General features: G+C 45.7%; 17 protein-coding genes. 9 read left to right on the top strand and 8 right to left on the bottom strand.

What is annotated here, in order from left to right; all coding sequences use genetic code 11:
- The first annotated feature begins 75 nt into the window (after positions 1 to 75).
- The gene (locus ABGU93_RS13815) at positions 76 to 225 is read left to right on the top strand and encodes a hypothetical protein (protein ID WP_347414020.1); all 150 of its coding nucleotides are present in this window, start codon (positions 76 to 78) and stop codon (positions 223 to 225) included.
- A gap of 517 nt (positions 226 to 742) precedes the next feature.
- Here the strand turns inward: ABGU93_RS13815 and ABGU93_RS13810 are convergent.
- From ABGU93_RS13810 to ABGU93_RS13800, 3 genes are all read right to left on the bottom strand, one after another.
- Complete coding sequence (locus ABGU93_RS13810; RefSeq protein ID WP_347414019.1) at positions 743 to 1,597, bottom strand: sigma-70 family RNA polymerase sigma factor; 855 nt, start codon at positions 1,595 to 1,597, stop codon at positions 743 to 745.
- A gap of 248 nt (positions 1,598 to 1,845) precedes the next feature.
- A complete protein-coding gene (locus tag ABGU93_RS13805; protein ID WP_347414018.1) occupies positions 1,846 to 2,340 on the bottom strand; it encodes a QueT transporter family protein in 495 nt (164 codons plus the stop codon).
- Positions 2,341 to 2,539: 199 nt separating this feature from the next.
- Positions 2,540 to 2,932 carry a pyridoxamine 5'-phosphate oxidase family protein gene (locus tag ABGU93_RS13800; protein WP_347414017.1) on the bottom strand — a complete coding sequence of 131 codons (393 nt, stop codon included), beginning with the start codon at positions 2,930 to 2,932 and terminating at the stop codon, positions 2,540 to 2,542.
- 126 nt (positions 2,933 to 3,058) lie between these two features.
- Between ABGU93_RS13800 and ABGU93_RS13795 the strand changes: the two genes are divergently transcribed.
- From ABGU93_RS13795 to ABGU93_RS13775, 5 genes are read left to right on the top strand one after another with little or no spacing between them, the layout of a single operon-like run.
- Positions 3,059 to 3,457, top strand: a complete 399-nt coding sequence (locus tag ABGU93_RS13795; RefSeq protein WP_347414016.1) for a helix-turn-helix domain-containing protein — start codon at positions 3,059 to 3,061, stop codon at positions 3,455 to 3,457.
- Positions 3,450 to 4,457, top strand: coding sequence for a PLP-dependent cysteine synthase family protein (locus tag ABGU93_RS13790; protein WP_347414015.1), 1,008 nt, complete (start codon positions 3,450 to 3,452; stop codon positions 4,455 to 4,457). Before ABGU93_RS13795 ends, ABGU93_RS13790 begins: the two co-directional genes overlap by 8 nt.
- 41 nt (positions 4,458 to 4,498) lie before the next feature.
- Positions 4,499 to 4,975: a methylglyoxal synthase gene (locus tag ABGU93_RS13785; RefSeq protein ID WP_347414014.1), complete on the top strand. Its 477-nt coding sequence runs from the start codon at positions 4,499 to 4,501 to the stop codon at positions 4,973 to 4,975.
- Between the two features lie 12 nt (positions 4,976 to 4,987).
- Positions 4,988 to 5,242 (top strand): TIGR03905 family TSCPD domain-containing protein, encoded by a 255-nt coding sequence (locus ABGU93_RS13780; protein ID WP_347414013.1) that lies wholly within the window; start codon positions 4,988 to 4,990, stop codon positions 5,240 to 5,242.
- Entirely contained in the window at positions 5,239 to 5,442 is a 204-nt protein-coding gene (locus ABGU93_RS13775) for a YwbE family protein (RefSeq protein WP_347414012.1), read from the top strand. The genes ABGU93_RS13780 and ABGU93_RS13775 overlap by 4 nt, the downstream gene beginning before the upstream one ends.
- A 48-nt stretch (positions 5,443 to 5,490) precedes the next feature.
- On the opposite strand, the gene ABGU93_RS13770 is transcribed toward ABGU93_RS13775, so the two are convergent.
- The 5 genes from ABGU93_RS13770 to ABGU93_RS13750 form a co-directional block, all read right to left on the bottom strand.
- Positions 5,491 to 6,033 carry a PH domain-containing protein gene (locus ABGU93_RS13770; protein WP_347414011.1) on the bottom strand — a complete coding sequence of 181 codons (543 nt, stop codon included), beginning with the start codon at positions 6,031 to 6,033 and terminating at the stop codon, positions 5,491 to 5,493.
- 46 nt (positions 6,034 to 6,079) lie between these two features.
- Positions 6,080 to 6,571: a hypothetical protein gene (locus ABGU93_RS13765; protein ID WP_347414010.1), complete on the bottom strand. Its 492-nt coding sequence runs from the start codon at positions 6,569 to 6,571 to the stop codon at positions 6,080 to 6,082.
- On the bottom strand, positions 6,572 to 7,204 hold the full coding sequence (locus ABGU93_RS13760; RefSeq protein ID WP_347414009.1) for a TVP38/TMEM64 family protein: 633 nt from the start codon (positions 7,202 to 7,204) through the stop codon (positions 6,572 to 6,574). It abuts the gene before it with no gap.
- Positions 7,205 to 7,325: 121 nt separating this feature from the next.
- Positions 7,326 to 8,369 carry a glycerol-3-phosphate dehydrogenase gene (locus ABGU93_RS13755; protein ID WP_347414008.1) on the bottom strand — a complete coding sequence of 348 codons (1,044 nt, stop codon included), beginning with the start codon at positions 8,367 to 8,369 and terminating at the stop codon, positions 7,326 to 7,328.
- Positions 8,370 to 8,398: 29 nt separating this feature from the next.
- Entirely contained in the window at positions 8,399 to 9,244 is an 846-nt protein-coding gene (locus ABGU93_RS13750; RefSeq protein WP_347414007.1) for a MurR/RpiR family transcriptional regulator, read from the bottom strand.
- A gap of 304 nt (positions 9,245 to 9,548) precedes the next feature.
- Here ABGU93_RS13750 and ABGU93_RS13745 point away from each other — a divergent pair, with 304 nt between their 5' ends.
- The 3 genes from ABGU93_RS13745 (at position 9,549) to deoC (ending at position 12,952) form a co-directional block, all read left to right on the top strand.
- Entirely contained in the window at positions 9,549 to 10,601 is a 1,053-nt protein-coding gene (locus tag ABGU93_RS13745; RefSeq protein WP_347414006.1) for a galactitol-1-phosphate 5-dehydrogenase, read from the top strand.
- A complete protein-coding gene (locus ABGU93_RS13740; RefSeq protein ID WP_347414005.1) occupies positions 10,602 to 12,107 on the top strand; it encodes an FGGY-family carbohydrate kinase in 1,506 nt (501 codons plus the stop codon).
- Positions 12,108 to 12,286: 179 nt separating this feature from the next.
- The gene (gene deoC, locus ABGU93_RS13735) at positions 12,287 to 12,952 is read left to right on the top strand and encodes a deoxyribose-phosphate aldolase (protein ID WP_347414004.1); all 666 of its coding nucleotides are present in this window, start codon (positions 12,287 to 12,289) and stop codon (positions 12,950 to 12,952) included.
- Positions 12,953 to 13,062: the final 110 nt, after the last annotated feature.

Genomic DNA, 13,062 nt, shown 5'->3' with positions numbered 1-13,062 from the left:
TTTTTATATTTTTAGGAAGGAGCCATCTGGCGACTGACGCGACGTAGGCGCAGCGTAGCGGAGACGAAGTGTCGCATGAGTGAGTACGACGGTAGTGAAGGTAAGAGCCTGATTCAAGTTCACTTGAAAATCAATGTTCCAATCTATTTTTTTATGGGGCGAAGCCCCAAACGCAGGCGCAGCGCAGCGAAGACGGAGTTGCACGGCTTCATTCAATGGCAGTAATTTTTAGATTGGAGATAAATGTATTTTCCAAGTTAGTGTCGCCATCTTCGACTAGATGCTTAGCGGCTAGCAAGTTTCAGGAATTTCAAACAAACATACAGGCAATTGCCGTGTCGCAATTACCTGTATAATAATATTTCTGTTACGCTTATTTCACCTGATATTTTGCATTACATGTATTACAGCTTATTTCAAATTTAAATGCATCAAGGTTTTTTTCCAAAATTGTAACTAATGGAGATTTATCTTCAGGACAACAAAGACGATTCTTTATAGTAATCAATGATTGTTCACTACTGATTTGCTCCGTACTTCCACACGAAAACACAAGATGAACACTTCCACAATTTCCGCATTTGCACTGATAGTTCAACAAAAAAAGGTCATAAGTAACATAACACAGATAACCAATCGTCTTATTGCAACCCTCGCAATAGATCCAGCCACCGTAAGTATTGGCCAGCCGCGTGTTTATTAATTCTCTATATTCAGGTATTCTTGCCATAGTGGTGCTCCTTTAAGCTCGACCCATGATGGTCGCCATGTTTTCAGAGCATAGTATTTTTTGCAGAAAATCATTTTTGTTCTTGGGGGAACGATATTTGGGCAATTTAGCAAAAATAGCTGATTCCGTATCCATTTCTTCCATTGCTGCCAAATAGTCTAACGCAACAACTTCATCGATTTGTTCAAGTTGATGGTATTCTAAATTGGCCGGATTTAAGCGGTGATTGGTAATAGCATAGCCAATCCGCTTTTGGCAGTTGCATTTTTCTGGTGAAGCAAGACCGCAATATTGCTTCATAAAGTCGGCCATTTTTTGACGAATCCGCGATAAACGCTGGCGGTATGCTTCCGGAGTAATCCCCAGTATCTCACCGCATACCTTGCTGTCTACTCTAAACATGATGCCCAGGACATAGATCAGACGACTTTCCGGGTCAAAACACTGGAGCATGACGTTGGTACAGGACATTTTAAGTTCATGAGTCAAAATATCTTCGTCTACGCCATTCATCATACCCGGATTATTTTTCAAAAATCCGGCCTCAATGTCCGCCCCATAAAACTCAAAGCTAAGTGGCGGTTGTTTTGCAAAAAAAGACTTTTTATAATTTAGCAGGTAATTGGTTGCGATGCGATACACCCAAGTAGAAAACTCACTCTCTTTCCTGAAAGAGGACAAGCCCGTCATTATTTTGATTAGAATTTCCTGGGTAGCGTCCTCTGCATCAGGGGGACTGCCGAGCATCCGTAATGACAGGTTATAAATCATATCCTGCACACTGCCGAGCAGGCTTTCCAATGCCAACTTGTCGCCATTTATGGCCAGTTCGATTTTCTCATTTGTTTCATGTGTTTTGTTATTCATATTATCTTCCTTTCATGTAATTTTGTATTATAATAAATTAGACAATTGTAAATCATGGGTCGTGACAGAAAATATTAATTTTTTTACTCATTTCGGGTTCTTTATAGCTGATTACATTTTAATGTTTTTTTACTTCAGTTGCAATGCGTCCAGATCCAGTTTATATTTCAGAATCTAGGCTTTCGCAGCTAAACTAAAAAAAGACAGGCATATTGTGCCTGTCTTAAATGATACTACATAGCTCTATTTTAGCTTTGGCGGAAAATAACCCGACGCTTGTCTAAGGCAAAGTAAAGTACTGAACCCAGCACAACACAGGAGATCACTTCGCCAATACCTACCGTTGCCATCATGACTGGGATTGGTAAGGGGACACCGTAACTGAATTTTAGAATAAACGGGACCACGATCATATTGGCTACCACGGGTGGGACTGTGACCAGCAGCGGATACTTGTGGTTTCGCAGCTGATAACTGAGGACTGCCGCAATAAGCGTTGCCAGGCTGCCAAAGACAATATCAATCACGGTGCAGCCGGTTAAGAGATTGCTCAGTAAACAGCCGAGGAAAAGGCCTGGTATGGCTGCCGGTGTAAAGGCCGGTAGGATAACAAGCATTTCGGAGAGCCGAATTTGAATTTCGCCGCTGGCCAAACCCATTGAGCTGGACACAAAGGTCAGAACCACGTACATTGCGGCAATGACCGCCGCTTGTGTAACAAAGAGAACACTAATTTTTCGCATAAAAAAAACTCCTTTAGTTTTGTTTTACGTGTGGAAGGTCACGAACACACGAAGAGAATTACTGAATCCAAAAGAACGGAGTTCAGTTACTATCACTATAACGGATATCTGAAGAAAATGCAAGAAAAAAGGGCAATTATCAGATAGAAAAAGAACAATAAAAAAGGGCCTCAGCAATTTGAGCGCCCCGAGACGTGCCTTATAAAATAACCTGATGGTTTTCGCCAGTCATGGAACAGAAATCGGCCACCGCATTTTCGATAGCGATAATTTCAAACAATTCATCACCCACGGCATACATACTGGTTAACATTGGAACCAATTCTAAAGCTTTGGCTTGCGATTCAGGTGTTGTACAAACAACTGCATTGCCACTTATGCGTACCCAATTAGGGTCTTTTGAACCGCAAATTTCAATAGCAGGATTTGCTTTTATTTGGCTGAAAGTCGGTTTTTTATTACTTGTACAGATACAGAGTTTTCCATCATAATCCATTACGAATCCGAATGGACGAACCTTGGGCTGATCGCCATCCACGGTAGCTAAGAAGAAAACACCACAGTCATTAAAAAATTCAATTACTTCGTTCATCTTTACCTCCTGATAAACATTGATTTATTTTGTTTAATTTAGTATGATTATAACAGTGCCAGGATAAAAAACAAGCAGGCAGAAAATTATGACTTAGAAACAAATTTCTGAGCGTTGGAGAGAATAATGAAAGACAACCATTGTATAAACGGCGAGATATGTCCAATTAATCAGGCAGAATCCGATCAGGACAATCATTGTGTGAAACCGGAGTGCGCTATCAAACAGGCGCTCAAAATGATTGATGGCAAATGGAAACTCCCGATTATCTGTACACTTGGTCAACAAACCATGTGGTTTAATGAATTAAAAAGAGAAATCGCCGGGATTACCAGTATGATGCTGACCAGTTCGTTAAAAGAGCTGGAGGAATGTGGCATTGTTTATCGGGAATCTTATCATGAGGTACCCCCAAAGGTGGAGTATTCATTAACCGGTGAAGGACTCAACTTGACCCCAATTTTGTTTGATTTGGGTCATTGGGGAAACAAACTAAATACGATGAAGGATAAGGTAAATGGATAACGAAGAAAAGTTTATAGCATTAGAAAAACTCATCGGGAATACACCCTTGTTAAAGATCAATTTTTTATATCAGGGCCAACCCCGATGCGTTTATGCAAAAGCAGAGCATTATAATCTCACCGGCAGCATCAAAGATCGGGTAGCCTTGCATATCCTTAAAAAAGCCTATGAAAAGGGTGAGATCCATGAAGGGGAAACCATCGTCGAAGCCACCAGCGGAAATACCGGGATTGCCTTTACCGCCGTCGGCACCTGCTTGGGACATCCGGTGGTAATCTATATGCCGGATTGGATGAGTGACGAACGAAAAAATCTGATTCGTAGTTATGGCGGCGAAGTTCGGTTGGTTTCCAAAGAAGAAGGTGGTTTTTTAGGGAGTATTGCTCAATGCGGCGCCCTGGCAGCCGAAAGCAATGCTTTTCTGCCGTGCCAGTTTTCCAATGAAGAGAACACCCAGGCTCAGTATGAACGGACGGCCCCGGAAATCGATGTCCAATTGGCGGCGTTTGGCGTAACACCGCAAGCGTTGGTAGCGGGTGTCGGAACGGGCGGAACGGTCATGGGCTTAGGCCGGTATTTTAAAGAAAAGAATCCGGAAATTAAAGTCCATCCGATGGAACCAGCCAGTTCACCAACCATGTCCACCGGCTATAAGGTTGGCAGCCACCGGATCCAGGGAATCTCAGACGAATTTGTCCCGGATCTGATTAAATTGGATGAATTGGATGATATCATCGCAGTGGATGATGGGGATGCCATCATTATGGCCCAGAAGCTGTCCAAAGAATTGGGCCTGGGGGTAGGGATTTCATCTGGTGCCAATTTTATCGCTGCCATCATTGCCCAGGATCTATTGGAAGATCCCAATGCGGTGGTCGTCACCGTCTTTGCCGATGATAATAAAAAATATTTAAGCACGGACTATGTTAAGGAAGAAAAGGTAAAATCAGAATTCTTATCAAAAGATGTCAAGCTGCTGGATTTTGAAGTCAGAAAATAGGCTATGGTAAAAAATGCACAAAGAAAGTAGATGGGGGAAAAATGGAGACTGAATATTTAGATGTTACAATTGAAAGAACTAAGAAGATCGCTTTAATTGCTCACGACGGAAAAAAAGCAGAGTTGTTGGATTGGGCCAGTCGGAATAAAGAAATATTACAGGGACATTTTTTGTGTGGTACCGGGACAACCGGGAGCCTTATTCAAGAGCGAACCGGATTGCCGGTACAGATTTTTAAAAGCGGACCATTAGGCGGTGATCAGCAGATCGGGGCCCGGATTGTGGATGGGAAAATTGACATGCTGATCTTTATTTGGGATCCATTGGAAGCCCAGCCCCACGACCCGGATATTAAGGCTTTGCTCAGGATTGCCACAGTTTATGATATCCCGGTGGCTAATAATCTGGCGACCGCTGATTTTATCATCCATTCCCGTTTTATGAATGAAGAATATGTGCATCCGATAGAGGATTATACCAAACAAATGAAAAACAGACTGGAAAATGTATTAAAATAGAAAGAGGAAAAGATGACATTAAATTATAAGCCTCAGGGCGTTTGTGTCCGTAACATTCAATTTGATCTAACCGATGGCGTGGTCACTAATCTGGCCTTTGAAGGCGGCTGTGACGGGAATTTAAAAGCCCTGGTTAAGCTGCTTGAGGGAAAATCGGCAGATGAAATCACAGTGATGTTTAAAGGCCAAACCTGTGGGAAAAAGCCCACTTCCTGCATGGATCAGCTGGCCATTGCTCTGGAAGAGGCCCGAAAGGAAAAGGCATGAACGGACAGAAAAGAAGCGACGTTAAGATTGGTGCCTTAGTTGAGATTGTCTTAAAGGCGGATCAGCGCAGCGGCAAGCTGACCCAGGGGCGGGTCAGCAAGTTGCTCACTAAAAGCCCCACTCATCCCCACGGCATCAAGGTGATGCTCACTGACGGACAGGTGGGCCGGGTGGCCAAAATAGTTGAAGATCCCAAATAGTCAAAATAGCAAAAAAGCGTGCCATCTGTGAAGAGGCACGCTTTTTTCTTAAGGCTGAACGGGAATCAGTTTTTCACTAAAGTTTTTGACAAAATCATCGAATCGATCAGGTCCTAACAGTAGAATCCGGTTGGGAGTTTCCACCAGGATGGCTGTATTGCCGTTGGCAAAGACGGCAGCTTCGGTGCCGTTCTGGAGCAGGAAGATGCCTTCCCGGTAAGCTCTGGTTTCCGTACCGACGACCTTGGACGCGATGGCATACTCGGTCTGATCGAGACTGACCATCTTAGCCGAAAGAATATCGGCTTCGGGATAGGTCTCAAAGGTGAAACCAGTGGGTAGTCGCAGCGATAATTCGTCATCTTTGACCGTAATCCCGGCCACCAGGGGAACCACGACAAAGATACCCAGAATTAATATCAGCACAAAACCGCCGACGACCATTTCCTTAATCGCATTGCGGCGCAGCTCCTGGTCGTCCGGGTAGGTTTTGAAGGTATAGATGGCTTTCCAGAGAAGTAGCCCAAGGACGGCTAGAAGTGCAAAAAAAAGCGGATTAATGGTGTGTAAAATAGAAACAAAGTACATCATGTTGTATAAACCACGGTTCTGCCCAGGGGGGAACCGTTTCCCTTCGTTAAATTAATTTTGTCTTTTCATAGTGCGAAAGTTCCAGACTGAGTTCAGATGGAATTTTCTTTTTGATTGTTCCGATTTGGACACTGAAATAATAGTAATTATAGTATTCAATCATCGAAAAAGCATAAAGGATCAGGCCAAAAATATTCATGGTCATAAAAAAAGCATCGGGCTGAAAAATCAGCAGATAAAGCAAATACAGTGGGTACAACGCAAATAAAACCAGATCCAGCTTTTTCAGCACTGAAAAAACCGGCATTACCCAGTCCATCGGGGTGCGGGGGTTGTCCAGCAGCTGGTAACGATAATACCAATAGCCGGCGCTTTGGAGAATAATAAAAATCAGTACCCCGCCAGGAATCAGCAGGCGCAGATCCAGGGGCTGACCGGTGGAGTCGGTGAGCAAATATATCAGCATGCCACAGACCAGGGCGGTGATCAGTTCGCTCATATACAAACGGTTCAGTTCTTTTTTTGTTTTCTCGGTCATTTAAAGCTCCTTGTCAATTTTGGGCGGTGAGGGAAGTTCGGCCACTCTTTTTTTACTGTGCTGAATAAAGGTGTCCAGACGCTTGCGGTTAAAGTAAAGAACGGCGATCAGGACAGCATAAATGGTCACCGCAATAATAAACTGGGTGGGGCTGTCATCCATAATTCCGGCACCGATCATGGTGTTGATAAAAACACTGGGAGTTCGCGCTAACATCACAATCAGGATAAAGGTTTTCACTGGCATGGGCGAAAGACCGGCGATAAAACAGAGCATGTCATCGGGAAAAAGCGGAAAGAGAAAAATCAGAAAAAGAACGGTGTTGAGTTTTGATTCTTTAATATGATCGTATTTTTCAATCAGCTCCGAACTGACAAACCGGATGACGAAAGGTCGGCCAAATCGTTTCGATAAAAGAAAAACGATGACAGAACCGGCCAAGGTACCGGTAGCGCTGATTAAAAAACCGCCAATGGTGCCAAACAGGGCGCCACCGACCAGGCCTACGGTGCCTCCGGGAATGGGGGCGATGATGATCTGGAGCAGCTGCAAGCAGAAAAATGCCAGCGGGGTCCAGATGCCAAATTGTAAAAGAAAGCTCTGCAAGGTGTCAAGTGTTGAAAAAATTTCCATTTCTTACCTCGATTTCTTTTAATCATTTTAGCATAAAACCGGCAGATCCACATCATCTTTTGGGGATCTGCCGGGTAGGAAAATAATTATTTAAGAAATCGCCGCATCGCAAAATTACTACTTAATATTTCTCGGTCTCAAAAGCGGCCCAGGGGATCGCTACGGATGCGCCGTTAGTGATGATGTCGTCGACGTGCATCAGCAGCGGAAAGTCTTTGAGTTTAACCACGCCCCGTTCGGCCAGCCGTCTTACGCAGCGGGCGGTGCGGGTGGCGATGACAATGGATTCCAGGGTCACGCCTTCCAGTTCGGCGATGGCTTTTTCAAAAGACCAGCCCTGGCCCAACAGGGTGCCGATTTTTCGGGTGCGCCCGCCAAAAATGGTGACGTATAAATCGCCGGCACCATAGATAATATTTTCTTCACCGCCGCCGACAAGGGTCAGTAGCTGTTTCATTTCTTTGACGCTCTGTCCGAAGAGAGCGGCCTGGGAATTATAATGTTCTTTACCCGACTCGTCGGGACCAAGAGCCAGACCGACCGCCAGGGAAACCCCCAGAGCATAGGCGTTTTTCAGAGCGACCGCACATTCAACGCCGACCACGTCGGTGGACAGACTGATGTGATAATAGTCGGTGGAAAACAGTTTTTTAAAGCGCCGCAGAATTTCCATATCGGTGCCGCAAAAAGCCACGGCCGAGTGATCCTTGTCGGCCAGTTCATAGCTGGTGCAGGGGCCGCCGATGGCGTTAATGGAGAGCTTTTTTCCAGCTGGCAGTTTACTGATAAAATAATCGGGGTAGGTAATCATCGACCCATCTTCTTGATCAATCATGCCTTTGGTGACCGCAAGGACCGGAACCGCATCGGGGATCAGCGGCAGGATCTTTTCACAGAACCAGTCCACTCCAAAGCTGCTGACGCCGCACAGCACGGCATTGGTGCCATCCAGGGCCAGCTCCACATCCTCAAGCTGATAATACTTGATTCCCTCTTTGGGCAGCTGCCGCTTCAGGGTTGGATGAAAACCGGTTAACTCAGCGGAATCAATAATGTCCCGATCCAGGTGGGTGCCCACCAGGCGGACTTCATGGCCATTTTCCGTGGCCGGAAAGGACAGGGCCGAAGCCATTTGACCGGCGCCTACAAAGGTAATTACACTCATACTAAATCTCCTTTTCTAGTTTTTAAAACTCAGGTTTTATTCAGACCGACGGCATCCCGGGAAGCAGAGAGGGCCTCGTAAAAGACCGCTTCGTTTCGCATAAAGGCACTCAGATAGAGGATGTCGATGATGGTCAGCTGGACAATTCGGGAGGCCATGGCTTCGGAATGGTATTTTTTATCGTTGGTGGAGCTGGATAAAAAGACATCAGCCTGTTGCGCCAGGGATGAATTTTCAAAACTGGACAGGGCGATGATTTTGGCCTGGTTCTTTTTGGCGATGGCGACGGTGCTTAATACTTCCAGACTTTCACCGGTATGGGAAACCGCAAACAACACGTCATCGGCAGTGACATGGGAAGCAATGATATTCATAAAATGGGGGTCTGGATAACTGCAGACATTCAGGCCGATTTTTCCGAACTTATGCATGGCATCCATGGAAATAGAGGCCGAGGCGCCGACGCCAAAAAAGAGAATCCGTTTGGCCGCCAGCAGGAGCTTCAGGGCAGCTTCAATGACCTCGTCCTTCAGCGAATGTTCCAGGTCATTAATGGCGGTGATGGTATGACCGATGACCTTTTTCTTAATGGTATTGATGTCATCATCCCCGAGAATCTCCTCAATAATGCTTTCTGAGGGGGTGTCCGAAAACTCCTTGGCCAGATTAATGCGAAAAATCTGGTAGGAACTGTAGTCCAGTTTTTTTAACAGCCGCATCACCGTGGTTTCACTGGTATTACATTTCTTCGCCAGCTCGGTAATCGAAAGCAGCGACACCGTATCGGGATGGTCTAAGATGTAATTGGCAATCACCTTTTGGGTGCTTGAGAACAAGTTGTACTTGGTGCGTATTTCAGTTAGCAATGAAGTCAATGAAATGGCCTCCGATCTATTTTCTAAGATCATTATACGTCAAAATAGGTGGTTTGACAATTGCCGGCAGCTTAATAAAGTTAATAATTGACGCAAAGAGTATTGACAGCGTTAGTTTATGGTGGTAGAATGAGTTCAAATTCGACGGTCATAAGTAATCGACAGTAAATTTCAAACGGACCGGCGTTTTTTATCAGCAGTCAGAACAAGCTGCCGATATTTTTTTAGGCATTAAGAAAAGGGTTACATCAACCAAATTCAGCCATTTTCAATTCACACCAAAGGTTACATTAAGGAGGAAATAATGAAAGCTGTATCTATGTATAAACCAGGTGATTTGCGCGTCGAAGAGGTTCCATTACCAATTGTCCAGCCCGATGAAGTGATGGTAAAGGTTCGGGCGGTTGGCCTGTGCGGATCTGATATTCCCCGGGCCCTGACCTATGGCGCCCATGTTTCACCGATTATCATCGGTCATGAATTTTCCGGCGAAATCACTGAGCTGGGGGCGGATGTCAAAAGCTTCAAGATCGGCGATCGGGTCGTGGTACCGCCACTCATTCCCTGTTTTGAATGTGAATGGTGCCAAAAAGGTATTTACTCTCTCTGCGAACATTACGACTATTACGGTTCCCGCCGCAATGGTGCCCTGGCTGAGTATGTGGCGGTGAAAGAAGGCAACCTGATGAAAGTGCCGGACAACGTTACTTACGAAGATGCGGCCACCCTTGATCCGTGCGCCAATGCTTATCACGGTTTGGCCCGGGCCAATTTTGTGCCGGGTGATTCGGTTTGTGTGGTGGGCACCGGACCAATCGGTTTATTTGCCGCCCAATATGCCAAACTGGCGGGCGCATCCCAAGTGATCGCCGTCGATGTTTGGGATGAAAAACTGGAAATTGCTAAAAAAGTCGGCGCCGACGTCATCATCAATTCTTTAAAAGAAGATGCTGTCGATGCGGTTAAAAAAGCCACCAACAGAAAAGGCGCCAACATCGTCATTGATTTTTCTGGGGTACCCACAGCGCAAAAACAATGTATTCTAATGGCCAGCAAAATGGGCCGGGCGGTTTATCTGGGGATCTCCCACAAAGGTCTGGATCTCAGTGAAAAAGAACTGGATACCTTAATGCGAAGCCAGCTGAGCCTGATCGGTTCCTGGAATTCTTTTACCAAACCCTATCCCGGTGAAGATTGGACCGAATCCTTAAAAATGTTTGCCGAAAAAGGCATGACAGCCAAAGACATTATCAGCCATCGTTTACCGCTTGATGAAGTGCCCAACGTTTTTGCCGAAATAGCCAAAGGTGGTTATTTCTACAATAAAATAATGTTTTATCCATGGGGGGAAAATTAAATGAACACTGAAAAGTATTTTATGGGTGTTGACACCGGAACACAGAGTGTCAGAGTTGTTGTGACGGATATTAAAGGAACAGTTATTGCCGGTGATGAACAGGTTTATGAAACCTTTTATCCCCAGGCTGGTTGGGCCGAACAGAAACCGGCTGACTGGTGGAGTTGTTTTAATGAAGCGGTCAAAAACGTGATGTCATCACTGTCAAAAGAGATCCGCCACCATATTCAGGCGGTCAGCGTCTGCTCGACCTCATCAACGGTTATTCCGGTGGATGAACAAGGCAACCCACTGACTGATGCAATTATGTGGATGGATACCCGGGCCAAGAAAGAAATGAAAGTCATCAATGCGACGAAACACCCGGTTTTAGCATACTCCGGTGGCGAAGACTCGGTGGAATGGATGATTCCCAAGGTACTATGGATCAAAAACAATCAAAAAGATATCTATGCTAAAAGCCATAAAATCATTGAACAGCTGGACTGGATGAACTATCAGCTTTGCGGGGTTTATGCGACCTCGATCTGTAACTCAACCTGTAAATGGAATTATATCGAGTGCGAAGGCGGCTGGAATGGCGAATTCTTCAAACAGGTTGGTTTGGAAGATTATGCTGAAAAACTGGTTCTGGATGTTAAGCATGTCGGCGAATTCGTCGGTACCATCAACCGTGAATTTGCTGATCATTACGATATCAACCCGGAAATGAAGGTGGTTCAGGGCGGGATTGATGCCCATATCGGGATGCTCGGTTTAGGCGTTGCCAAAGAAGGCAAACTGGCCATGATCATGGGGACCAGCTTTGTTCAACTGGCTTTCTCAGAAAAGAAACTGAATCTCAACGGTATCTGGGGCCCTTACAACAACGCCATCGTGCCTGACCAATGGTTACTGGAAGGTGGTCAGATTTCAGCCGGCTCGATCATCAAATGGTTCATGCGGGAATTTGAGATGAGTGCCCACGAAAACCCCTATGCCTATATGAACGAACTGGTTGCCAAAATTCCCGCCGGCTCCGAAGGTCTGGTAGCCCTTGATTTCTTCCAGGGAAATCGGACTCCCTACAAAGATGCCAATGCCAAGGGTGTTATTTACGGTCTAACCTTAAGCCATACCAAAGCCCATATTTACCGGGCCTTACTGGAATCGGTAGCGCTGGGCACCAAAAATATCATCGATAACTTTGAAGCCCAGGGCTGTCCCATCAACATCATTGTCGGCTGTGGCGGGGTCACCAAAGACGCCACCTGGATGCAGATCATCGCCGATGTCACCGGCAAGCCCATTGTCGTCACGGAAGACGCCAGTGCCAGTGTCCTGGGGTGTGCCATCGTCGCGGCGGTCGGTTCCGGTGCTTACGAATCCTTCGTCGCGGCCACCAATGGCATGGTCAGAGAAGCCTATTCGGTTCAGCCCAATAAAGACCTCTACGCAACCTATCAGGGCGTCTTTGACACCTATACCGAAATCTATGAAAACCTCAAAGACACCATGGCCAGATAAGCGGTTGGATTAATTAGAATGATAACCTAGTACTGACAATTGTTACATCATGTTGTACGCATCGGAGCGGACACGGCATCGCATGTCCGATTCCGCAGCGAACAACAGATTAACAATTGGTCGGTACGGTAAACTAAGATGAAGCACATCATTGATTTACGAAAATTAGGAGAATGAAAATGACAAACAAGGAAATTTTAAGCCATATTGACCACACCCTGTTAAAACAATTTGCCACCTGGGAAGAGATCAAGGTGATCTGCGACGATGCCATCACCTATGAAACGGCATCGGTGTGTATTCCGCCGTCCTATGTTAAAAAAATTAAAGAAACCTATGGGGAACAACTGAATATCTGCACTGTCATCGGTTTTCCACTCGGTTACAATACCACGGCCGTCAAGGTTTTTGAAGCGGTTGAGGCGGTTAACAACGGCGCCGCAGAAATTGATATGGTGATTAATATCACTGCCCTGAAAAATCAGGACTATGACCTGGTGCAAAATGAAATTGCCGAAATTAAACAAGCCATCGGCGATAAGATCCTTAAGGTGATTGTCGAAACCTGTTTCCTGACCGAGAATGAGAAGGTCAAGGTCTGTGAGCTGGTGACCAATGCCAAAGCCGACTACATCAAAACCTCCACCGGTTTTGGGACCGCCGGGGCAACCATCGCCGATATTCGTCTATTTAAAGCCAATATCGGCCCGGATGTAAAGATGAAGGCTGCCGGCGGGGTTAAGTCCGTCGATGACCTGATCGCCTTTATCAACGAAGGCTGCGACCGTATCGGCACCAGTTCCGCCGTTAAAATGTTAAAAGGCGAAGCCGTCAGCGGCTACTAAGCCGAATAATCCCATACAAAAAGCATCCAGACAAATTGTTTGGATGCTTTTGTTGTATGTGCGCCCGGCATGGGCGCAATCTAACGGGTGAAAGTCCCGAGCACGGGTAG

The sequence above is a fragment of the Acetobacterium sp. genome (assembly GCF_039830195.1).
Taxonomy (GTDB): Bacteria; Bacillota; Clostridia; order Eubacteriales; family Eubacteriaceae; genus Acetobacterium.
This window is presented reverse-complemented; position numbering and strand designations above follow the sequence as displayed.

Excerpts from the sequence above, each read along its gene's own strand:
- ABGU93_RS13815 (WP_347414020.1), top strand. The coding sequence starts at position 76 with ATGAGTGAGTACGACGGTAGTGAAGGTAAGAGCCTGATTCAAGTTCAC.
- ABGU93_RS13810 (WP_347414019.1), bottom strand. The coding sequence starts at position 1,597 with ATGAATAACAAAACACATGAAACAAATGAGAAAATCGAACTGGCCATA.
- ABGU93_RS13805 (WP_347414018.1), bottom strand. The coding sequence starts at position 2,340 with ATGCGAAAAATTAGTGTTCTCTTTGTTACACAAGCGGCGGTCATTGCC.
- ABGU93_RS13800 (WP_347414017.1), bottom strand. The coding sequence starts at position 2,932 with ATGAACGAAGTAATTGAATTTTTTAATGACTGTGGTGTTTTCTTCTTA.
- ABGU93_RS13795 (WP_347414016.1), top strand. The coding sequence starts at position 3,059 with ATGAAAGACAACCATTGTATAAACGGCGAGATATGTCCAATTAATCAG.
- ABGU93_RS13790 (WP_347414015.1), top strand. The coding sequence starts at position 3,450 with ATGGATAACGAAGAAAAGTTTATAGCATTAGAAAAACTCATCGGGAAT.
- ABGU93_RS13785 (WP_347414014.1), top strand. The coding sequence starts at position 4,499 with ATGGAGACTGAATATTTAGATGTTACAATTGAAAGAACTAAGAAGATC.
- ABGU93_RS13780 (WP_347414013.1), top strand. The coding sequence starts at position 4,988 with ATGACATTAAATTATAAGCCTCAGGGCGTTTGTGTCCGTAACATTCAA.
- ABGU93_RS13775 (WP_347414012.1), top strand. The coding sequence starts at position 5,239 with ATGAACGGACAGAAAAGAAGCGACGTTAAGATTGGTGCCTTAGTTGAG.
- ABGU93_RS13770 (WP_347414011.1), bottom strand. The coding sequence starts at position 6,033 with ATGATGTACTTTGTTTCTATTTTACACACCATTAATCCGCTTTTTTTT.
- ABGU93_RS13765 (WP_347414010.1), bottom strand. The coding sequence starts at position 6,571 with ATGACCGAGAAAACAAAAAAAGAACTGAACCGTTTGTATATGAGCGAA.
- ABGU93_RS13760 (WP_347414009.1), bottom strand. The coding sequence starts at position 7,204 with ATGGAAATTTTTTCAACACTTGACACCTTGCAGAGCTTTCTTTTACAA.
- ABGU93_RS13755 (WP_347414008.1), bottom strand. The coding sequence starts at position 8,369 with ATGAGTGTAATTACCTTTGTAGGCGCCGGTCAAATGGCTTCGGCCCTG.
- ABGU93_RS13745 (WP_347414006.1), top strand. The coding sequence starts at position 9,549 with ATGAAAGCTGTATCTATGTATAAACCAGGTGATTTGCGCGTCGAAGAG.
- ABGU93_RS13740 (WP_347414005.1), top strand. The coding sequence starts at position 10,602 with ATGAACACTGAAAAGTATTTTATGGGTGTTGACACCGGAACACAGAGT.
- deoC (WP_347414004.1), top strand. The coding sequence starts at position 12,287 with ATGACAAACAAGGAAATTTTAAGCCATATTGACCACACCCTGTTAAAA.